We start from the raw sequence: 21,131 nt of genomic DNA, 5'->3' as shown, positions 1-21,131 counted from the left end.
AATCGAAAAGGAGAACGCCATGCTGGAGCTGAAAAACCCCGCACTGTTACGCAAGAAGTCCTACGTGGGCGGTGAGTGGATCGATGCCGATTCCGGCTCGACGCTCGACGTCACCAACCCGGCCAATGGCGAGGTTGTCGCCAGTATCGCGGATTGCGGTGCGGCGGAAACACGTCGTGCGATCGAGGCGGCGAGTGATGCATGGCCATCCTGGCGCGATGCCACCGTCAAGGAGCGGGCAAAAGTCCTGCGACGCTGGTACGACCTGATTCTCGAGAACGTTGACGACTTGGCCCTGATCCTTACGACCGAGCAGGGTAAACCACTGGCCGAAGCCCGGACTGAAATCATCTACGGCGCCAATTACCTGGAGTGGTTCTCGGAGGAGGCCAAGCGGATCTATGGCGACGTTATCGCCCCGCCCGCGAATGACAAGCGTATCGTGGTGATCAAGCAGTCCGTCGGTGTGACCGCTTCCGTTACCCCATGGAATTTCCCCAGTGCCATGATCGCCCGCAAGATGGCCCCGGCGCTGGCGGCCGGATGCCCGTTTGTGGCCAAGCCTGCGTCGGAAACACCGCTGTCTGCCCTGGCCCTGGCCGCGTTGGCGGAAGAGGCCGGCGTGCCGGCGGGCGTATTCAATGTGGTTGTGGGCAAGAGCTCGCGGGAAATCGGCGCGGAAATGACATCCAATCCGCTGGTGCGTAAGTTCACCTTTACCGGATCCACCGCCGTGGGCAAGAAACTGCAGGCGCAGTGCGCGGAGACCATCAAGAAAACGTCCATGGAGCTCGGCGGCAACGCGCCCTTTATCGTCTTTGACGACGCCGACCTGGATGCTGCGGTCAAGGGTGCCATCATCTGCAAATACCGCAACGCCGGCCAGACCTGCGTGTGCGCCAACCGGATATTTGTGCAGGAAGGCGTCTACGATGCCTTCGCGGAAAAGTTTGCCGCCGCCGTGCAGGCCCTGAAAATGGGCGATGGTACGCAAGATGGCGTGGACGTTGGCCCGATGATCAATCCCAAGGCGGTCAAGGATGTCCAGGCCCTGGTGGAGGATGCCACTGCGAAGGGTGCCCAGGCAGTTGTCGAGGGCGGCCCCAGTGAGATGGGCGCCTGCTTCTACGCCCCCACCGTGCTTACCGGCGCCAACGATAAAATGGAGCTGTTTAAGGAAGAGATCTTCGGTCCGGTGGCGCCCCTGTTCAAGTTCTCCACCGAGGAAGAAGCAATCAGGCTCGCCAACGACACCGAGTTCGGCCTCGCCTCCTACTTCTACTCCCGCGACATCGGCCGCATCTGGCGTGTCAGTGAAGGGCTTGAATACGGCATGGTAGGCATCAATGAGGGGATTATCTCCAACGAGATGGCCCCCTTCGGTGGCGTCAAGGAGTCCGGTATGGGCCGCGAGGGCTCCAAGTACGGTATTGATGACTATATCGAGATCAAGTACCTGTGCATGGGCGGCATTGACCAGTAATCATCCAGGCATTCCCCTGTCCCTGTTCCGCGGGTGGATTCAATCCGTGCGGATGGGGCAGGGGAGCCGACGGTAGCCGACTGCAAGGGAATACCGCAATCGACGCGTCCATCCAGCTCAATCCCATCGCCACTGTCCACTCCTGTTTCGGCGAGAAATTCGGTGTGCCACGCCAGCCCCTGCTGGCTGATGCCAGCCGTGCGGCCATCGAGCTGTTGCCGCCCTTAAACACTCCCGATGCCGTGGCAGGGCTGGAGGAGAACACCCATATCTGGGTGGTATTCCAGTTCCACCAGGCCGCCGGGCAATGGTCGGCCAAGGTGCGCCCGCCGCGCCTGGGGGGCAACAAAAAACTCGGTGTACTCGCCACTCGCTCGCCGTTTCGCCCGAATAATATCGGCCTGTCGGTGGTGCGGCTGCTGGAAGTGCGTACCTCGCCGAAAGTGGAGTTGATCGTCGGCGGTGCCGACCTGGTGGACGGTACCCCGATACTGGATATCAAGCCCTACATTCCCTATGCCGATGCACTGGTAGAGGCACAGAGCGCCTTTGCCGGTGATGCCCCCGCTCCGGTGACGGTGGATATTCCCCGGGAGGTTCTCCAGGTAGCCAGTGATTACCGCGATGGCTGGGGTACCGACCTGCCACTGCTGATTCGGCAGGTGCTGGCGCAGGATCCCAAACCGGCTTACCAGAAACCGGAACCGGATCGCATCTACGGAATGAAATTGTGTGGCTTTGACCTGCGCTGGCGCTACTCGGGGGAAGGGAAGATTGAAGTGCTTGCCCTGGAGCCCGGTGGCGACAGCTGACTTGCAGCTCTTGGGCCAATCCATTTCAATGGGGTTGCCGTAGGTAAAACCCATGAAATCCGCGTTAAGCGGTCCGTCGATCGGGAGAGCGTCGCCCGTGCGATTCCTGCGCAGTATCGCAATAATTCTTGTATCGGTTGCCCTGTCAGCAATCGCTTCCCCCGCGTTCGCCCAGGATACCGCCAGTGGCGATCACGTACGCGTGCGCTGGCTGGCGCCCGATACCTTCGCCGCCGGTGAGACCACTACCATCGGTTTCTACTTTGAAGTGGACCCCGAGTGGCATGTCTACTGGCGCAATGCCGGGGACTCCGGCGCCGCACCGCGCTTCGATACCCGCTCCGAGCGTGCGACTCTCGGCCCGATCCAGTGGCCCTTCCCGGTCCGGCTCCCCATTGAACACCTCACCAACCTCGGCTATGCGGGCGATGTAGCCTATCTCTTTGAAGTGACGCCCGTCGCGGACGCTGGGCGTGTGGATCTCCGTGCGGACCTCGAATGGCTGGTGTGCAAAATCGATTGCATTCCCGGTTTCGGTTCCATGACCCTGGATCGGCCGGTGGCGGAATACGCGCAATGGGACGAGCGGGATCTGGCCTTGCGCGAACGGTTCCTGGACCGGGTCCCCGCCAACGCCGCCCTCAGCCCCTGGCGCGCGGAGCGACTGGCCGAGTTACCCGCGGGTGGGCTTCAGCTGACACTGCGCGATACCCGTGGCGGGGAGGCGCGGCCACCGGCTGTGTTCCCCCTGGACGGTGGGTTGTTGGCCGCCCGGGCGCCTCAGGTGGAGGCCGATGGCAACCGGGTGCACTACCGTTTTGATCGGGTTCCCGGTGCCCCGCTGCCGGAGGCGACCGGCTTCGTGGTCGCGGACGGTAAGCGCGCCTGGCAGTTTAACCGTGTGCCGGTGGGGGCCCCGGTGCCCGCGGCCCCGCCACAGGCCCTGTGGCTGTTAGTGCTGGCGGCATTTGCCGGTGGTGTAATCCTGAACCTGATGCCGTGTGTTTTCCCGGTGCTGTCCATCAAGCTGTTTGGGCTGGTGAATGCCGGCGCCGGTGCGCCCCACCGGCTGCGCGAGGGACTGCTGTACAGTGCCGGCGTGATGGTGACATTCGCCGCCCTGGGGGCCCTGCTGCTGGCACTGCGCGCCGGAGGCGCCGCAATTGGCTGGGGCTTCCAGTTGCAGTCCCCGACGGTGGTACTGGGCCTGATCCTGCTGTTCTGGCTGATGGCGCTGTCATTCAGCGGCGTGCTTGAATTTGGTCACCGGCTGATGGACCTGGCCGGGAGTACCCGTGGGGGCTCCTTTGCCACCGGAGTGCTGGCGGTATTCGTCGCTGCGCCCTGCACCGGGCCCTTTATGGGAGCGGCGCTGGGCGCCGCGTCGGTGCTGCCAGCTGTGTCCGCCATGGCAATCTTCCTCGGCCTGGGTGCCGGGCTGGCGGCACCGTTCCTGCTGCTCTGTGCCAGTCCTGCGTTGTTGAAGCGCCTGCCGGGACCCGGCCCGTGGATGGATACGTTGCGACAGTTCCTGGCTTTCCCGCTCTACCTCACGGTGATCTGGCTGCTCTGGGTCCTGGGACGGCTAATGGGTGACAGCGGCTGGCTGATCGGCTCGCTGCTGCTGGTGGCGGTGGTTTTTGCCCTGTGGCTGGGGCGGCGTTTCACATTGTTCGGCCCGGGCACCGGACGGTTCGCCGGCTATGCAATATTTGCCGTGGCCACAATCGTCGCCTTCGCGGCCCTGCGGGCCCCGCAGCACGCCACGCCGGAACTCGCCGGGAGCGAATGGCAGCCCTATGATCGTGCAGCCATCGAGGCGGCGCGTGCCGACAACCGCCCGGTGTTTATCGACTATACCGCCGCCTGGTGTATTACCTGCCAGGTGAACAAGAAGCTGGTACTGGAGTCGGAAACTGTTATGGAGCTGTTCCGCACCAATGATGTGCTGCTGGTGCGCGCCGACTGGACCAACCACGATCCGGAAATCACCGCGGCACTGGGTGAGCTGGGGCGCAATTCTGTGCCGGTCTACGCCTGGTATACCCCCGGCGCCAGCGAGCCGGAGCTGTTACCACAGATCCTGCAGGAGCGAATGATCACGGCGCTCTTCAATAACGGGGGATCACTGACCCAAACCAAAGAGAACGACACACCATGAACGGTAAGCGCATTGGGGGTAAGACGTTTGGCAAGGCACTGTTGTCGATGTTCCTGGCGGCCCCGGCATTGGCCCTGGCAGTAGCCGTACCGGGCGAGAAAGCACCGGATTTTTCCGAAGTGGATGCCAGTGGCGCCAAGCATTCCCTGGCGGACTATAAAGGCGAATGGCTGGTGATCGAGTGGTTCAACAAGGACTGCCCCTATGTCCGCAAGCACTATGGCAGTGGCAATATGCAGGCCCTGCAGAAAAAGTACACCAGTGAGGATATCAAGTGGCTTACGGTGATTTCCTCGGCCAGGGGAAAGCAGGGGTACCTGGAGCCCGCGGCGGCACTGGAGGTGGCAGAGAACCACAACCTCAATGCCTCCGCCCCCTTCGTGCTGGACAGTGACGGCAGCATGGGCCGTGCCTATGGCGCCAAGACCACACCACATATGTTTATCATCAATCCCGAGGGCGAAGTGGTTTATGCCGGGGCCATTGACGACAACGACTCCGCAAACCCGGCCGTGATCCCGCAATCGAAGAATTTTGTGGCTGCGGCACTCGATGCCTCGATGAAGGGAGAGGGGATCGAGGTTGCTTCTTCCCGCGCCTACGGCTGCTCGGTGAAGTACTGAAGGGCCCGGCTTTGATAATTTTGGTGTGCAGCTTGTGAAGGGCGCTTTCACCCGGATTGCTACAGCCTTTCGCAGCCTGGCGGGATTTGCGTTGCTGGCGGTACTTGCGGTGTCCGCAGTCGGTCTCTACCAGCAGCGCGATATTCCCCGGGAGCAGGCGCCGCCCCTGGTGGGGCAATCCATTGGCGGGCAGGTGCTCGACCTGCAGCAGATGGCCTCCGATGGCCCGGTGCTGGTGTATTTCTGGGCCACCTGGTGCGGCTATTGCCGTGTCGTGTCGCCGGCCATCGCCGACCTGGCCGGTGAACACCGGGTAATCACCGTGGCATTGCAGTCTGGCTCCGCGGAAACGGTCTCCGACTACCTGCGGGAAAATGACCTGCAGTTTCCCACCATCAATGATCCCTCTGGCGCAATCAGCGCCGCATGGGGGGTGCGCGTCACACCCACCATCGTGATTGTCGACAGCCGCGGCGAGGTGGCCTGGGTGACATCCGGCACTACCACCAAATGGGGCTTACAGTGGCGCCTGGCGATGACTGACTAGGGCAATGGACCTTGTGAACGTCATGTAACGTTTCGCGTCTCGCACCAGGAATTGTCAATGCGGTTAGCGGGATCGGCACTTCCGGGCATGTGCATTGGCGTCCAGAATGGAGGTCGCCGCGCTGGCCTGGCTCCGAATTCACTTGCCCTGTTGAGGTCATTTGGGAGTGGCTGGTAAAAAGACTTAGAAGCAGGAAAGGGTGCCCGGTGTCCGTCAGAGACAGTTTCCGCTATTGCGATCTCGATGCCATTCGCGTGGGGCGTTTCAACCTGGGGGTGAATACCACCTTTGTGGTGTACCGGCTGGGCGGCACCGTGATCGATACCGGCCCCAGTAACCAGTGGCGCCATGTACGGCCCTTTATCCGCCAGCGGCCGCTGGAGCAGCTACTGCTTACCCACCACCATGAGGACCACAGTGGCAATGCCGGCGCGATCCAGCAGCTTACCGGCGTGCAGCCGCTGGCACCAGGGCCGACGGTGGAAATCCTGCAGCGTGGTTTCCGTATCCCGCCAATCCAGAAGCTGTTCTGGGGGGCGGCGGGTCGGGTACAGGCCCGCGAGCTGCCGGACAATATCTCTATCAATGGTGAGACGGCAGAAACGTTATATACGCCGGGTCACGCCAGGGACATGGTCTGTTACCTGTTGCCCGAGCGTGGCTGGCTCTTCAGTGCCGACCTCTATATTGCGAACTACCTGAAATTGTTGCGCAGTGACGAGCATATCCCTACTTTGCTGGCCAGCATTCACCATGTTCTGGCGCGGGAATTCGATGTGATTCTCTGCCCGCATCGCGGTGTGGTGGAAAACGGCAGGCAGCGATTGCGGGAAAAATACCAATACCTTCTTGACCTGGCTGCGGATGCACAGCAGTTGCAGGCAAAAGGGTTGACGCTCGATGCCATTACCCGCGAGTTGCTGGGCAAGGAAGACCTGGTGGGAATTATCAGTCGCTACAATTTCAGCAAGCGCAACCTGATAGCCTCTTCGCTTGAGGTGGACCTGGGACAGTACCGTTAATCACTGCAAGTCGGGACAGGCCTGATCCATTTCCAGAGCCTGCCCATCGCTTTGAATCCTGGATATTCGCTAGCCGCACCGCCAACGGTGCGGTCGGTTTTGCCTACGGGCTGATAAAAATGGCCCGCTTGTAGAGCCACCGCAGGACCAGCCACTGCAGCAGGATCACACCAGTGGCGATGACCAGGGCTCCCCATGCCTCTGGCAGCACTCTGGCAATACCACCAAACAAGCCCTCGCTGGTGTACCCCCAGTTCACCAGGCTGGTGCCCAGGTAGACCAGGATGGCATTCATACCAATTACGGAAAAAAAGACGGTAAATGCGTGCCATCCTATAACATCCACCAGCAGGTAAAAGGTTGCCAGCAGTAACAGGCTGCAGCCAACGGTGATGAGCACGAAGGAGCCGGTCCAGAGTTCCTTGTTTACCGGGTACACCCAGTGCCAGAGACTGCCACCCAGAAGTAATACAAAGCCACCAGCCATGAGCCCCTGCAGTATCCGGCGGTGATTGCCGGCGTGTGTTTTCAGCCATTGCCCGGCGAACACACCGCCGAGGGCATTGACCACGGCCGGGATTGTCGATAGCAGGCCCTCGGGATCATAGGCGCGGTTCTGGTAAGTAATCCCGGGCAGGCAACACTGGTCGATCCGTGCATTGATGGAACCCTCCGGGGTCATGGAGCCGAAGAGAGCCTGCAACAGCCAGTAACCCAGCAGTATGGCCGTGGCCATAATGTATTGGTTCCGGGCAGTACAGTGCCAGACGATCATGGCGGCAAAAAACCAGGCAAAGCCGATCCGGGCCAGCACACTGGCGTAACGGATTTCCCCCGGATCTGCGGGAATACCGGTGCCCCAGCCGTGGTTATAGATAATCCCCATGGCCACCAGTACCACCAGTCGCTTGAAGGCCTTGCGATATACCGGGCGGCGCTCGTGCATCGGTTGCCCCCGCAGGGACTTCCCGGCCAACCCTAACGTGACGCCGGACAGGAAGATAAACAGGGGAAAGACCAGGTCATAAAAGGTAAAGCCGTGCCACTGGGAGTGCTGCATCTGGGCATCACCGAAAGCGAACAGCGACCAGCCGGTGATGGCCAGCAGTGGCAGGAACAGGGCCTCGCCACCGATAATCCAGAACATATCGAATCCCCGCAGGGCATCCACCGAGGCGAGGCGTTGTTTTTTGGTTGTCATGGGTACTGCTTGAATAGTTGCTTCATTCTTCTGTAGGAGCGGCCCATGGCCGCGAATCCTTCAAGGGTGTGCTAGAAACTTTATAGGCCGCAGGGGGATTCCAGCTCCGGTGTCCGCGGTGGTACGGTATCTTTATAGGCAACCTGCTGTGTGCGCAGCTCTGCCACTGCCTGCTCCACTTCTGCAGGGCTCAGAGCCCGATCAGTGACATGGTAGACCCAATCCACATCCTGCTGGTAAACCCGCCATTCACTGGAATCGATCAGACCCTCCTGGGTGAACCAGAGATTGAAGTTGACTGACATGGGCTCTTCCGGGTACACGTGCCCGCTGTGCTCTGCGAATTGTTCCCCATCGACGAAATAGCGCACGCGCTCATCCGCCACCTGCAATACCAGCGTGTGCCAGCCGGCAAAACTGCCCTGCTTTATGGTGTATTCATTGTCCTTGGTGAAGGGATTCAGCTTGAAGGTCTCCCAGCTGGTGGCGAACAGGCCGTGGTCCTCCTCACCCCAACCACCGTTGGCCAGGTACTCGAAATCCATTTCACTGTAATCCGGGTCCATGGGAGCTTCGAGTGGGCTGATGGTGTAGAAGGTCTCGATAATCTGGTCTCCATCCGGGCCGCTGGTTGGCTCATCACGGAAGAAAACCCTGGCAGCGTAAGTACCCTCGCGATATTTACGCTGGTGGCAGAATTGGGTGTGCCTCGTGTTTTCGCCAGTGCCATCGGTGTAGGAGGTCATACGTAGCAGGGTATTCTCCGTGTTTTCCGGATCGGCAAAGAACGAGATTCCATCGCCGGACCAATGGGCGCCATCTACGCCCGGGTGACCGGGCTGTCTACGGAAACGCCAGCCATTTTCGAGCAGGCTGCCGACGGTGTCGTAACTGAAATCGTCGAAAAGGATTCCGGGCTCCCAGGAATGCTCCGGAGCACATGCTGCCAGCAGGGTGACTAGAGGAAGATAGCGCAGTCTCATCTTTATTCTGTTTCCTTCCGCTTTATTGATCGCTTTCTCTCGGATTTTCGGGGCCATCCCGGTCGACCTGTACCGGTAACAGGGAGCTGATGAAAAAAGCCCCGGCGGGCCGGGGCAAAGATAGGAGATAAGTCCTATACAACAACCACAGAGAGAATATCAGTGGGCCATTGGGGAAGTTATGTCACAGTTCGCGTTCGCAATATGCCGGGCTCCCCTGTGACCGAACTTGCCGCGCGGCTCTTTATTGGGGCGGCGAGCCGCCGTTTGTCAATCAGTTCAAGTTACAGAGGTAAGTCCAGCTGCCATCCGCCGTGCCGGGTCCGGAATTGGTCCACCAGTTTGCCTCGTAAACATTGTCGTTATGAATGATCCGGTCACTGCTATTGGCGTGGTCACCATCCGGCCAGTCCGGGTAGGTCACCAGCCCGCTGGTATCCACGCCGCTGTCTACGCAGCTGTCACCGTTACTGCTGCCGTCACCACTACCGTCACTGCCACCGCTACTGACAGTGCCCAGCGGCAGGTCCGGGTACTCGAAGGCCAGTGCGTAGGTAGTGCCGTTGACCGTCGCGGTGTACGCCTGGGGCCCGGATACCGGCAGGTAATAGTTCAGGGTGAGCTCCCAGCTCTCACCATCGGCCAGGCTCTGCCAGCTGGGCAGCGAGAAACGCACACGGTGGAATTCGTTTTCCAGCCCGCCCACGTTACCGCCGCCGGTATTGGTGCCGTCCTCAATCACTTCCAGCCCGGCACCACTCTGGTCGGTGATGACGTTGGAGGTCGCCGTGGGCATATCGAATTCGATCACGGTGCCACCGGGAAGGGTTCCGCCAGTGTTATTGGTGATAACCAGTGACGGGTTGAGGGGGTAATTCTGGTCACCGAGCTTGAAGCCGGTGACTTCCATGGCGATATCCAGTGCTTCCGCGGGCAGCGGACGATCGCTGCGCAGTTCCCGGTAGGGCGCGGCACTGGCAAAGCGGTCGTAGGCGAGCGTGGTGAGGGTGTCGCCCATATAGTACTCGCCAGTGGCCGCATTCCAGTCATAGTCACCGGCCAGCTCCCAGAACATGATCCCGCCGACACCCTGGTCGATCACGTACTGCACCTTGGCCGCCATGGATTCCTCGTCCTCGGTGGAGAGAAATACATCCTTGGTGTCGTTCCACAGCCAGGGGGCCTCGGACACACTGTCATAATTGCGCACATAGGTGCCCATCAGCGCGTCTGCCGGATTAGTGGCGGGGTCCAGGCCGTAGTCGTCCAGGTAGCTGCCGGCGATACCGTTCTCGAGGTTCCTGGCATGCCACATGGGGTTGGAGCCGGCGCCCATCTCGTTGCCGTTCTCGTCGAGGTCGTGCCAGAGGTTGTCTATGCCCAGTGCGCCGTCACCGCAATCGGCGGCTCCACCGGTTCCCTCGGGGCATTGTGTCTGGTCGGGCAGCGCCGCCGTCCCACCAAGGCCACTGTCGCCGCCGGTGACACCCTGCCAGCCGCGGGTGTAGTAGGGGATACCGATATTGATCCGACCCGGCGACATGGAACCGCGGAAGTATTTCACCGCCCAGTCGATATTCAGGTAGCCGATACCGCCATACTGCGAAGTGCTGTAAACACTGGCCGCAGCCAGTTCCGGGTCATTGCCGTTATCGAACAGCGCTGAATTGTGGCCCACGTACTCGTTCCAGGCCCCGTGCAGGTCATAAGTCATGATGTTGACGTAGTCCAGGTACTGGGTGATCGGCATGGTTTCCATACCGCGCAGCAGGTAGCCGGACGAGGGCGAAGCGATTGTGAGCAGGTAGTGGGTGTCGTCCTGTTCCCCGGCAATATCCAGCTTCTGCCTGAGTACACGCATCAACTCCACGTAGGACTTCATCAGTGATCCGCGCAGGGGGTTGGCCACACCGAAATCCAGGGGGTTGCCGGCGTCGTTCATGGAGGTGGGATACTCGTAATCGATATCCACGCCGTCGAAGCCATACTCGCGGATAAATTCCACCGCCGAGTTGGCAAAGGTGTCGATGCCGGCATGATTGATGGTGCCGTCCGCATTGGTGGTCATGGTATAGAAACCACCGTTGTCCACCCGATCGCCGAATTCGTTGAAATAGCCACCGGTCTCCGCCCAGCCGCCGACGGAGATCAGGGTTTTTACCTGCGGGTACTGTTTCTTGAACTTGCCGAGCAGGTTGAAATGGCCCTGGTAGGCAAACTCCGGATCCATTTCCGCACCATCGATGCCCGGCCAGGTCATACCGGTGGCGGGGTTGTCCGGGCTGGAGGTATTACCGACGGATACCCGGTTAGAGTCATCAATGTGGGCGAACGCATAGTTGATATGGGTGATCTTGTCCCACGGAATATCGTCCACCAGGTAGCTGGGCTGCCCGTTCGCACCGTTACGCCAGCTGGTGAAGTAACCGATGATCCGGCGTGGATGATCGCTCCCCATGGCTTCGTGGCCGGTGGTGGTGTAGATATCACAGTAGTCCGGTGCGGTGCCCGGGGTGGTGAAGAGCCCATCGGGACGGCAGGGATGCCCGGAAGCCACCGGCTCGCTATTGACGGTAATGGAGACCGGAGCGGAGTCGGTCCACTGGCCGGCACTGTCGTAGGCCCGGGCATAGACCGGGGAGTTGCCGGCAACCGCGGTCCAGTCCACCGCGAAGGGAGCGTTGCTGTCCTCACCCACCTCCTGCCCGGCGACAAAGAATTCCACCCGGGTAACGTCACCCTCGGTGTCACTGGCGCTAGCGGCCAGGTTAACCGTCACCCCTTCATCAAAGGTACTGCCCGCGGCGGGCGAGTCCAGCGTGACGCTGGGCTTGTTGTCCACATCGGCTGCGCTGATGGTTACCGGTGCCGAGTCGCTGGATTGGCCATCATTGTCGGTGGCGGTAGCCATAATAGAGTGGCTGCCGGCAGTGGCGATCCAGCTGGTAGCAAACGGGGCGCTGGTGTCGCTGCCGATGCTGTTGCCATCGATGAAGAACTCCACAGCGCTGATGGAACCATCACTGTCTGAGGCCGAGGCGGCAATGGTGACGCTGTCGCCGGTGGTATAGCTGCCGCCGTCCAGAGGCTCACTCAGGCTGACCGAGGGTGGTTGGGGGCCGCTCTCGACCGTGATGACAACATCGTCGGTGAGAACCTCCTGACCGCTTTTGTCCTGGATACGGGCGCTGATAACCGGGGAGCCAGCCACCGCAGACCAGGTGGTGGAATAGGGGGCGCTGGTATCCGATGCCACCAGGCTGCCATCCACGTAGAAGTCTACCTGGGCCGCCTGCTGGTCATCGCTGGTAGCCACAGAAATGATAACGCTGTCATTTTCGCTGAAGACAGTACCGGTCGCCGGCGCGGTTATTGAGCCTACAGGCAGGGGATCTGAGGTGCCGTCACAGGTTCCGAGCAGGGACCACTCCTGGTATTCGCCAGAAAACAGCTCGGGATCCTGGTTGCGGGTCCACCACTTGGCCTCGTAGGCACTGGCGTTGTGCTGGACCTGGTCGCCGCCCACATAGGCGGTGTCAGTATTCCAGTAGGGCAGGCTGGTACAGTCCAGGGCATGGACCTGTCCCGTCCCGAGCAAGGCGACGGTGAGGGCGCCGAGCGCGATTGGCTTGTGCATGATTTTCACCTTGAGGTCTTATTTTTATCGATCTTCCAATGAATCACCGAACGGTCGATGCCGCTGCCGCCAAATGACACCGCTGTCAAAATAGCAACCGGCACTGCGGCTGGCAACGGTGAACCGTCACAAAAGCGCAACAGTTGCGGATTCTGCCGCCTCATGGAGGTTTTTGGGATACGGGTCACATTGGGGTGGGCCAGATACGAGCGGTTGGTCAATACAATGATCGATTCGTAGGCACCCCAAGCCAAGCGTTTGGTCCGGTGCCCCAAGTCGGCGCGTGGCAGGTGTTGCCAATCCTGGAACCTGGCCCGGTCGCGAGACCGGGCTACGGCGCCAACGGCCCGCTGTGCCCCGGAATTTTCAATAGTTGGACCAGGAGGTTTAAGAGAGACAGGCATTACCGGACGGGTATGTATCTGGTCCCTATGGAATGGGATCAACTGACAAAGTTGTACCGGGATAAAGCCGATGGGAGCAGAGAGCGGAAAGCATTCTCAGTGGAAGTATCGGGAGAACGGGATTGCAAAAATTGTCACGCTTTTTGCATTTGCTATCGGTCGACTCTGGCACGATGCGCCCGTGCGCATCGTTCACAACAATAACTTACGGAAGCTCCTATGAATAAGACCACAAACCTGAGTACACCGACTCTGCTGGCAGCAGCCATTGCCGCCGCCAGCAGCCCAGTATTCGCCCAGGATACGGACACACGGGTGATGGAGGAGGTAATTACCATCGGCACGCGTGTTGAGGGTCGCACCGCGACCGACTCGGCGGTCCCTATTGATATCATCAGTGGCGACGATTTCATGAAGCAGGGTGATACCGACCTGAACTCGCTCCTGCGCAACGTGGTCCCTTCCTACAACGTCAATACCCAGCCCATCAGCGATGCCGCCAGCCTGGTGCGCCCGGCCAACCTGCGAGGACTGGCTCCCGACCACACCCTGGTACTGGTAAACGGTAAACGACGTCACCGGGCGGCCGTCATTGCCTGGCTGGGCAACGGTGTTTCCGATGGCGCCCAGGGCCCGGACATCTCACAGATCCCGGCCATCGCGCTGCAGCAGGTGGAAGTACTGAGGGATGGCGCGGCGGCCCAGTACGGTTCCGATGCGATTGCCGGTGTGATCAACTTTGAACTCAAGGACTCCCCCGACGGGGGTAGCGTCGAGGTCAAGGCTGGCCAGTTCTATGAGGGCGACGGCCGCCAGTACACCGTATCCGGCAATTACGGTATGCCATTTACCTCCCAGGGCTTTGCCAATGTGAGTTTCGAGTTCGGTGCCCAGGAGGATACTGATCGCAGTGTCCAGCGTGATGACGCTGCCGCGCTTATTGCCGCCGGCAATACAGCGGTGGTTGATCCTGCACAGGTTTGGGGGCGTCCGGAAATCAGCGATGACCTGAAGACCGTGGTCAACATGGGAGTCGAGCTGGGTGGTGGCAAGGAGTTCTACGCGTTCGGTAATTACGGCACCAAGACTGTCGATGGCGGCTTCTATTTCCGCAACCCTGAGACCCGCAGCGCGGTCTTCGCCAATGGCGCTGACCCGTTGATCGGTGACCTGGATCCCAGCAATGGCCTGGACAACTGTGCCGGCTTCAGCCATGCCGATGCGCTGGCCAGTGCCGAGTGCTTCTCCTTCCAGGAGATCTTCCCCGGTGGCTTCACCCCGCGCTTCGGTGGCGAGGTGACCGATCTGGCCGGTGTCACCGGTGTCCGTGGTGAGATGGCCAATGGCTGGGCGTACGATATTAGTGCCGGCCTTGGTTACAATGATGTGGATTTCTTTATCTACAATACGGTGAATGCCTCTCTCGGGCCCCAGACCCCGACAGCATTCAACCCGGGTGCCTACACCCAGCTGGAAAAAAACTTTAATGTGGATTTCGTCAAGGGTTACGACGTGGGGCTGGCCTCCGAGCTGAGTGTGGCCACCGGTTTCGAATGGCGCGATGAGACATTTGAGATCACCACAGGTGACCAGGCTTCTTATGAAATCGGCCCGCTGGCATCGCAGGGATTCAGCGCCGCATCCAATGGGTTCCCTGGCTTTGGCCCCCTGGCCGGCGGGCAGTGGAGTCGCTCCAACTATGCGACGTATGTGGACCTGGAGGCAGATGTTACCGAGGGCTGGTTGCTGGGCCTGGCCCTGCGGGTCGAGGACTTCGAGGATTTCGGTACCACTACTAACGGGAAGCTGGCGACCAACGTTGATATCACGGACAGCTTTGCCCTGCGCGGCTCCTGGAGCACCGGTTTCCGCGCCCCCACCCCGGGGCAGTCAAACGCGTTCAATGTTTCCACCGAGTTTGACCTGGCCCTGAATGACCTGGTGAACAACGGCACTATCCCCTCCACCAACCCGGTGGCGTTGTTGCGCGGTGGTGAGCCACTGGACCCGGAGAAGTCTACCAACTGGACCCTGGGTGCGGTCTTTACCGTTGGAGCGATCGATATCACAGTGGACTATTTCAATATTGAAGTTGAGGATCGTATTGCACCGTCCCAGCTGTATTCGCTGACGGAGGCCGAAGTGGATAGCCTGGTGGCTTCCGGTGTGACCAGTGCCGCCAACCTGCAGAACTTCCGCTTTTTTACCAATGACTTCGACACCACAACCACCGGTGTTGATATTGTGGCGACATACAGCACCGATATGATCGGCGACAACACCGATATCAGCCTCGCGTATAACCAGACCCAGACAGAGGTGGATAAGTTCTCTCCGGAGACGATCGATGCCACTCGCATCCGGGAGCTGGAGGAGGGCCTGCCGGAGAGCCGCTGGACCCTGTCCAGTAGTACCGCGGTCGGCAGCTGGGGTTTCCTTGGGCGAGTCAGTTCCTATGATGACTGGTTCGATTCGGAGGATGGGCAGGTTTATAGTGGCGAAGTGCTGGTGGATGCGGAGGTTTCCTATGCATTTACCGACCAGGCTTCTGTCATTCTGGGAGCGCAGAACCTGTTGGACCAGTATCCCGAGGAGAACCCCGGGGCGGCAGGTGGTGTCGGTAACCAGTACAGTCAGTTCTCGCCATTTGGATTTGAGGGCGGATTCTACTACCTTCGCACCCGCTATGAATTCTGATCACAGGTGGTAGGCACAAAAAACCCGCTGTTCGCAGCGGGTTTTTTTACAGTTGCTGAGGGAAATTACATATCCCAGAGTGAATTCGTGGCCATAGATAATGTGATGCGTTCCTTGTCCTGGATCTGCTTCAGGTCCTCAAATACCTCTTTGACTTCCGCAGACTCAATGGCCCCGTAGACAGCCTGATACAGGTCGGAAAAATAGCGGTCCACTTCACGCCCGAGGTTGTTGATCTCGCGAATATCGGGTGGGTCGCTCAGGTTGAGGTTCTTGATAAAGTCCCTTGCCGATTCCTCATGCGTGTACTGTAGCCAGGTTTTCATTACTTTTTGCTTGGCGACTTCGCCGTAATTGGCCAGGTTTCTTGCCATGCGCTGCTCGTGTTCGAGCATATGCTTCAGCAGCAGTTGGGTGCGGTTGTCCTCGGCTTTCTCCAGCATACTGCGGTAGAGATCGGCCATGTCGAGGTGGAATTTCTCGGCGTCCTTGAGTACTTCGTACGCCTGCTTGAATGTTTTCATAGGCTCGCCTTTATAGATCTTGGTATTGTTATCGGTTAACGGCAATAGGCTGCATCTGACTTTCCCAGTCGACTAGCCCCCTAAACCTTTCTCCTCATGTACCTTTATAGTGCATTTATCCAGTTGATCAAGAGCTGGGGAAAAATGCCGAATAGAAGAAGGATCGCGGTCAGGCTAACCACCAGCAGTTGCCCCGACACTGCTACCTGGATGGCCGCGGGCTGCACATCCCGGGATTCAGCGTCCCGCTGCAACATGACCAGTAACAGGCGCAGGTAATAGTAGAGACCGAGCGCGCTGCCGATGACTACTGTCGCTAACAGTAGCCACATCTGTCCCTGCACACCGGCCGCAAACACATAAAATTTTCCAATAAAGCCGATGGTCAGGGGAATTCCGGCCAGTGACAGTAGCATCAGGCCAAAGCAGCAGGCGAGCCCCGGCGAGCGCCAGAACAGTCCGCGGTAGAACTCTACCTGGAACGGGTCTTCACCTGCGTTACCGATTGGCTGGGGCCCACCCGGGATCGAAGGCTGTGCGGCGTCGGCCACCAGGCTGGCCACGGCAAAGGCCCCGGTCGTAGTGAGTACATATGCCACCAGGTAATAAATCACGGCCTCCTGGCCAAAGGCGCTGGCACCGATCAGGAAGGCCACTATGAGGTAACCGACGTGGGCGATGGATGAGTAGGCAAGCAGGCGCTTTACATTACCCTGTTGTAGTGCCAGCAGGTTGCCTACCAGCATGCTTGCTGCGGCCATCACTGCCAGCATGGTGGACAGGATAGGCAGTGAAAACAGGTCGACCTGGGTGAAGAACCTCAGGATCAGTGCCACGACGGCGCCCTTGCTGACCGTCGCGATCAGGGCTGTTACCGGTGTGGGCGCCCCCTGGTAAACGTCCGGGGTCCAGATATGGAAGGGCACCAGGGACAACTTGAAGGCTACGCCGATGAGTAGCAGGGTCAGTCCGCCGGTAAGGATCCCTCCGTTGGGGCCGGCTTCCCGCAGTGCCGCGGCCGCGGCACTGAAATCGAGCGCCCCGCTGGCGGCAAATACCAGCGCGATGCCAAACAGGCTGAGGGCAGTGGACAGCGCCGACAGCAACAGGTATTTCATTGCCGATTCCAGCGACAGCAGCTGGTCCCGTTGCGGCGATTCGTCGCCGATGACTGCAAACCCCAGCAATGGGTACAGGGCCAGTCCCATCAATTCCAGGGACAGGAACAGGCTGGCGAAGTGACTGGCGCAGACCAGGCAGCAGGCGCCCAGTATTACCAGCAACAGCAGGATGTAAAATTCTTCCGGAAAGCTCCCCGCAGCGTGGCTGGCACCCCGTGACTCCAGGTGATGGAACGCCAGGATTGCCACTGCCAGGGCCGCCATTACCATCAGTACACAGAAAAAAAGTGCCGTGTGGTCGATGCTGAACAGGCTGGTTACGGCAAGGATACCGCTGGCCGGCAGCGCGGTACCGACCGAGAAGCAGGCCCAGAGTGTTGCTGCCAGTATCGCCACCGTCGTCACCAGTGCTGCGCGGTGACCCCGGCGAAAGGACACCTGTAGCATCAGCAGGACGATACCTGCGGTCAGCACCAGCAGCGGCAGGATGGCGAAGAGTTCCTCTCTGGTCATGGTGTTTCACCTTTGTGCTTGGCAGCAGGCCAGTTGGCGGCGGTAGCCGGGCGGGTGGTGCTGCTGTTCGTGACGGCAGCTTCCCTCGCGGTGACCGGGGCCAGGGAGCGGGCGATGGCCGGTGCCGCAGTGTCGAAAACCGGCTGTGGCCGCAGCCCCAGGAAGACCAGGAAAACTGCCAGCACCAGCATTGCCAGTGTCTCGCGCAGGTTCAGGTCAATAAGAGCCTTCTGGTCTGCGGCCGAGGTGGTGCGGCGGGACTCGCCGAAGAAGGCCCGCTGCATCATTGCCAGCGCATAGAGCGCGGCACCGACCATGCCCAGGGCCGCGAAAGCAGTGGTCCAGTGGTCCACGCCGAAGCTGCCCAGCAGCACCAGGAATTCGGCGACGAAGTTACCCAGCCCCGGCAGTCCCAGCGATGCCACGGCGAAGAAGAGGGCAATGGCGGACAGTCGGGGCAGCTCGGTCCACAGGCCTCCCATCTGCTCCATGTTGCGAGTGTGCAAGCGGTGTTGCAGCGCACCCACAATCGCAAACAGGGCAGCAGTGCTGAGGCCATGGGCCACCATCTGCATGACTGCCCCCTGGATGGCGACGGTATTCAACGCATAGAGGCCCAGCAGCACGAACCCCATATGGCTCACACTGGAATAGGCCACCAGGCGTTTCATATCCCGCTGGGCGAAAGCCAGTATCGCACCGTAAACCACGCTGATGGCACCGATCGCCATGGCGACGGGGGCGAACTGGACCGAAGCCTCGGGAAACAGCGGCAGGGTAAAGCGGAGCAACCCGTAGGCGCCCGTTTTCAACAGGATGGCGGCCAGCAGGATACTGCCGGCGGTGGGCGCCTGGGTGTGGGCATCCGGCAGCCATGTATGCAGCGGGACAGCGGGCAGCTTGACCGCGAAAGCGATAAAGAAACCGAGCATCAGCCACCAGGCACTGGTCGATGGGAGCTGCGCACCGAGGAGGTCCTGGTAATTGAAGGTCACCTGGCCACTGGCGTTAAAATGGATGTAGACGAGTGCGACAATCGCGATCAGCATCAACAGGCTGCTTGCCTGGGTAAAAATAAAGAACTTGATTGCGGCGAAGATGCGTTCTTCGTGTCCCCACACGGCGATCAGCATCAGCATGGGAATCAACATGACTTCCCAGAAAAAGAAGAACAGGAACAGGTCCAGTGCGGTGAAGACCCCGACCACGCCGGCCAGGGTCCACAGGTAATTGAAATAAAAGAAGCCACGGCGAAAGCGGATATCACTCCAGGTGATCACCAGTCCGAACAGCCCCATCAGCAGGGTCAGGGCCAGCATCAGGAAACCCAGCCCGTCCACCGCCAGGAAAAAACTGATCCCAAACCTGGGGATCCAGGCCACCTCTAGGCTGTGCCACCATTGGTGAGCGGTGCCGGGTGTCGCGCCGCCCCACAGCTGTACCAGCAACACGAGGCCGACAACCAGGCTCGCCAGTGTCAGCCAGCGGCTGGCGCCTGGGCGGAATCGCTCCGCCAGCCAGGCCACTATGCCACCGAAAAAAAGTACCGCAATGATTGCTGCGAGAGTCATAGCGCCACCAGGATTGCGAGGAACAGGATGGATCCGCCCACCAGGGAAGCCATGTACCAGCGCACCAGGCCATTCTGGGTCTGGCTTGCAAGAAGGTGTAACTGGCGGCTGAGGGCAGCGGAGCCGCGGTAGGCGGCATCGACGATGTCATTGCGGTTGATGCGCGCCACGGATACCAGTGGTTGGACCAGCAACCGGTTGTAAAGCCAGTCGAATCCCCAGCCGCGGAACAGGAAGCGCTCCACCGGAGTGATCGGTTCCTGTGCGCGCTGGCCGCGGGAGAACAAAGTCCAGGCCACCATGATGCCCAGTAGCGGCATGGCTATGGCGATGGCTTCAATGAATATCGACGGATGCCCGCCTTCCGCTGCCGGGAAGATATCCTGCAGTGGCGGTGCCAGCAGGCCGCCGCCGAGCGCCAGCAGCGCCAGTACAACCAGCGGTACACTCATGACGGGGGTGTTGGCATCCCCGCAATGGGCGGAGGCCCTGCCTTCGTCGCCAAAGAAGACCAGGAATAACAGCCGGAAACTGTAGATACCGGTCAGCAGCGCCCCAATGGTTCCCGCCAGCCACAACAGGTTGAAACCGCCGGAAGCCTCCCATGCCTGCAGGAGGATCTGGTCCTTGCTGTAGAAACCGGAGGTAAATGGCAGTGCGGCGAGGCAGGCGCTGCCGACAGCGAAGCAGGCAAAAGTCAGCGGAATCTTCCGGCGCAGTCCGCCCATGGCGGAAATATCCTGTTCATGGTGCAGGCTGAGAATCACCGAGCCGGCGGCGAGGAATAGCAGGGCCTTGAAGAAGGCGTGTGTCATCAGGTGGAAGATAGCCCCGGACCAGGCCCCCACACCGAGGGCGAGGAACATATAGCCGATCTGGCTGATGGTGGAATAAGCGAGCACCCGCTTGATATCGGTCTGGACCAGTGCGCTGAAGCCGGCAATCAGCAATGTCAGTGCGCCGACCCAGCCCACAGCCATCATAGCGGTATCGGATACCGCGAACAGGGGGTGCATACGGGCAACCAGGTAAACCCCGGCGGTGACCATGGTGGCAGCATGGATCAGCGCACTGACCGGGGTTGGGCCCGCCATGGCATCCGGTAACCAGGTCTGCAGCGGCAATTGTGCGGACTTGCCCACGGCGCCCCCGAGTAACAGCAGGGCCGCCAGCGTCAGCAGATTATTATCGGCCGCGCCAGCGGCTGCAGCATTCAGGCTGGCGATATCCAGGGTGACAAACTCCCGGAACAGCAGGAACAGACCAAGCGCCATGGCCGTATCACCAACGCGGGTAACGATAAATGCCTTGCGCGCTGCCGCACCGTTTTCCGGGTTACGGTACCAGAAGCCAATCAGCAGGTAGCTGCACAGGCCCACGCCCTCCCAGCCGAGGTAGAGCAACACCAGGTTGTCGGCCAATACCAGCAGCAGCATGGCGCATACAAACAGGTTCAGGTAGGCGAAATAGCGCCGGTAACCGGCGTCGCCGCGCATATAGCCCACTGAGTAAAGATGGATCAGGAAGCCCACGCCGGTAATCACAAGCAGCATGACCTGGGTGAGCCAGTCCACATGGAAGTTAAATCCCAGTGAGAGCCCACCGGTGGCCATCCAGCTCCAGCCTGCCACCTGCACACTCGCGTCCGGGTTACCGATAAATACCGCAAACAGCAGCGCCAGTGACAGCAGTGCGGCGATCGCCACACTGCCGACGCCAATACTGGCAACGAGTGCCCCCGGGATCTCCCGCCGGGAGACCAGCGGAGCCAGTGCCAGTGCCAGGAAGCCCAGCAGGGGAAACAGCGGGATCAGGCCGATGGCATCTTTCAT

The 21,131-nt window shown here is 60.2% G+C and carries 15 protein-coding genes; 7 read left to right on the top strand and 8 right to left on the bottom strand.

Annotated elements, in window-relative coordinates:
- The first annotated feature begins 19 nt into the window (after positions 1 to 19).
- From LVD11_RS00410 to LVD11_RS00385, 6 genes are all read left to right on the top strand, one after another.
- Positions 20 to 1,483 (top strand): NAD-dependent succinate-semialdehyde dehydrogenase, encoded by a 1,464-nt coding sequence (locus tag LVD11_RS00410; RefSeq protein ID WP_237054829.1) that lies wholly within the window; start codon positions 20 to 22, stop codon positions 1,481 to 1,483.
- Complete coding sequence (gene tsaA, locus LVD11_RS00405; RefSeq protein ID WP_439651257.1) at positions 1,483 to 2,295, top strand: tRNA (N6-threonylcarbamoyladenosine(37)-N6)-methyltransferase TrmO; 813 nt, start codon at positions 1,483 to 1,485, stop codon at positions 2,293 to 2,295. The genes LVD11_RS00410 and tsaA overlap by 1 nt, the downstream gene beginning before the upstream one ends.
- Positions 2,296 to 2,347: 52 nt before the next feature.
- Entirely contained in the window at positions 2,348 to 4,456 is a 2,109-nt protein-coding gene (locus tag LVD11_RS00400; protein ID WP_237054825.1) for a protein-disulfide reductase DsbD family protein, read from the top strand.
- The gene (locus tag LVD11_RS00395; protein WP_237054823.1) at positions 4,453 to 5,079 is read left to right on the top strand and encodes a thioredoxin family protein; all 627 of its coding nucleotides are present in this window, start codon (positions 4,453 to 4,455) and stop codon (positions 5,077 to 5,079) included. The genes LVD11_RS00400 and LVD11_RS00395 overlap by 4 nt, the downstream gene beginning before the upstream one ends.
- Positions 5,080 to 5,113: 34 nt before the next feature.
- Positions 5,114 to 5,626 carry a protein disulfide oxidoreductase gene (locus tag LVD11_RS00390; RefSeq protein ID WP_237054821.1) on the top strand — a complete coding sequence of 171 codons (513 nt, stop codon included), beginning with the start codon at positions 5,114 to 5,116 and terminating at the stop codon, positions 5,624 to 5,626.
- Between the two features lie 206 nt (positions 5,627 to 5,832).
- Positions 5,833 to 6,648: an MBL fold metallo-hydrolase gene (locus LVD11_RS00385; protein WP_237054819.1), complete on the top strand. Its 816-nt coding sequence runs from the start codon at positions 5,833 to 5,835 to the stop codon at positions 6,646 to 6,648.
- 103 nt (positions 6,649 to 6,751) lie between these two features.
- On the opposite strand, the gene nagX is transcribed toward LVD11_RS00385, so the two are convergent.
- The 4 genes from nagX to LVD11_RS00365 all read right to left on the bottom strand — a co-directional run bounded on the left by nagX (position 6,752) and on the right by LVD11_RS00365 (position 12,723).
- Complete coding sequence (gene nagX, locus LVD11_RS00380; RefSeq protein ID WP_237054817.1) at positions 6,752 to 7,849, bottom strand: transmembrane glucosamine N-acetyltransferase NagX; 1,098 nt, start codon at positions 7,847 to 7,849, stop codon at positions 6,752 to 6,754.
- An 80-nt stretch (positions 7,850 to 7,929) separates the two neighbouring features.
- On the bottom strand, positions 7,930 to 8,832 hold the full coding sequence (locus LVD11_RS00375) for a glycoside hydrolase family 16 protein (protein ID WP_237054815.1): 903 nt from the start codon (positions 8,830 to 8,832) through the stop codon (positions 7,930 to 7,932).
- A 274-nt stretch (positions 8,833 to 9,106) separates the two neighbouring features.
- Positions 9,107 to 12,469, bottom strand: coding sequence for a chitinase C-terminal domain-containing protein (locus LVD11_RS00370; RefSeq protein WP_237054812.1), 3,363 nt, complete (start codon positions 12,467 to 12,469; stop codon positions 9,107 to 9,109).
- A 5-nt stretch (positions 12,470 to 12,474) separates the two neighbouring features.
- Complete coding sequence (locus LVD11_RS00365) at positions 12,475 to 12,723, bottom strand: hypothetical protein (protein WP_237054810.1); 249 nt, start codon at positions 12,721 to 12,723, stop codon at positions 12,475 to 12,477.
- Between the two features lie 369 nt (positions 12,724 to 13,092).
- Here LVD11_RS00365 and LVD11_RS00360 point away from each other — a divergent pair, with 369 nt between their 5' ends.
- On the top strand, positions 13,093 to 15,570 hold the full coding sequence (locus LVD11_RS00360; protein ID WP_237054808.1) for a TonB-dependent receptor plug domain-containing protein: 2,478 nt from the start codon (positions 13,093 to 13,095) through the stop codon (positions 15,568 to 15,570).
- 65 nt (positions 15,571 to 15,635) lie between these two features.
- Here LVD11_RS00360 and LVD11_RS00355 read toward each other — a convergent pair whose 3' ends face one another.
- From LVD11_RS00355 to nuoL, 4 genes are all read right to left on the bottom strand, one after another.
- On the bottom strand, positions 15,636 to 16,094 hold the full coding sequence (locus LVD11_RS00355) for a hypothetical protein (protein WP_237054806.1): 459 nt from the start codon (positions 16,092 to 16,094) through the stop codon (positions 15,636 to 15,638).
- Positions 16,095 to 16,198: 104 nt separating this feature from the next.
- Entirely contained in the window at positions 16,199 to 17,728 is a 1,530-nt protein-coding gene (locus tag LVD11_RS00350) for an NADH-quinone oxidoreductase subunit N (RefSeq protein ID WP_237054804.1), read from the bottom strand.
- The gene (gene nuoM, locus LVD11_RS00345) at positions 17,725 to 19,299 is read right to left on the bottom strand and encodes an NADH-quinone oxidoreductase subunit M (protein ID WP_237054802.1); all 1,575 of its coding nucleotides are present in this window, start codon (positions 19,297 to 19,299) and stop codon (positions 17,725 to 17,727) included. Before nuoM ends, LVD11_RS00350 begins: the two co-directional genes overlap by 4 nt.
- Positions 19,296 to 21,131, bottom strand: coding sequence for an NADH-quinone oxidoreductase subunit L (gene nuoL, locus LVD11_RS00340; RefSeq protein ID WP_237054800.1), 1,836 nt, complete (start codon positions 21,129 to 21,131; stop codon positions 19,296 to 19,298). The genes nuoM and nuoL overlap by 4 nt, the downstream gene beginning before the upstream one ends.

This window comes from Microbulbifer sediminum (assembly GCF_021729035.1).
Lineage (GTDB): Bacteria > Pseudomonadota > Gammaproteobacteria > Pseudomonadales > Cellvibrionaceae > Microbulbifer > Microbulbifer sediminum.
This window is presented reverse-complemented; position numbering and strand designations above follow the sequence as displayed.

Bases quoted from the DNA above. Each gene is read 5' to 3' on its own strand.
- LVD11_RS00360 (WP_237054808.1), top strand. From the start codon at position 13,093: ATGAATAAGACCACAAACCTGAGTACACCGACTCTGCTGGCAGCAGCC.
- LVD11_RS00350 (WP_237054804.1), bottom strand. From the start codon at position 17,728: ATGACCAGAGAGGAACTCTTCGCCATCCTGCCGCTGCTGGTGCTGACC.
- nuoM (WP_237054802.1), bottom strand. From the start codon at position 19,299: ATGACTCTCGCAGCAATCATTGCGGTACTTTTTTTCGGTGGCATAGTG.
- LVD11_RS00410 (WP_237054829.1), top strand. From the start codon at position 20: ATGCTGGAGCTGAAAAACCCCGCACTGTTACGCAAGAAGTCCTACGTG.
- LVD11_RS00370 (WP_237054812.1), bottom strand. From the start codon at position 12,469: ATGCACAAGCCAATCGCGCTCGGCGCCCTCACCGTCGCCTTGCTCGGG.
- LVD11_RS00355 (WP_237054806.1), bottom strand. From the start codon at position 16,094: ATGAAAACATTCAAGCAGGCGTACGAAGTACTCAAGGACGCCGAGAAA.
- nagX (WP_237054817.1), bottom strand. From the start codon at position 7,849: ATGACAACCAAAAAACAACGCCTCGCCTCGGTGGATGCCCTGCGGGGA.
- LVD11_RS00375 (WP_237054815.1), bottom strand. From the start codon at position 8,832: ATGAGACTGCGCTATCTTCCTCTAGTCACCCTGCTGGCAGCATGTGCT.
- LVD11_RS00395 (WP_237054823.1), top strand. From the start codon at position 4,453: ATGAACGGTAAGCGCATTGGGGGTAAGACGTTTGGCAAGGCACTGTTG.
- LVD11_RS00400 (WP_237054825.1), top strand. From the start codon at position 2,348: ATGAAATCCGCGTTAAGCGGTCCGTCGATCGGGAGAGCGTCGCCCGTG.
- nuoL (WP_237054800.1), bottom strand. From the start codon at position 21,131: ATGAAAGATGCCATCGGCCTGATCCCGCTGTTTCCCCTGCTGGGCTTC.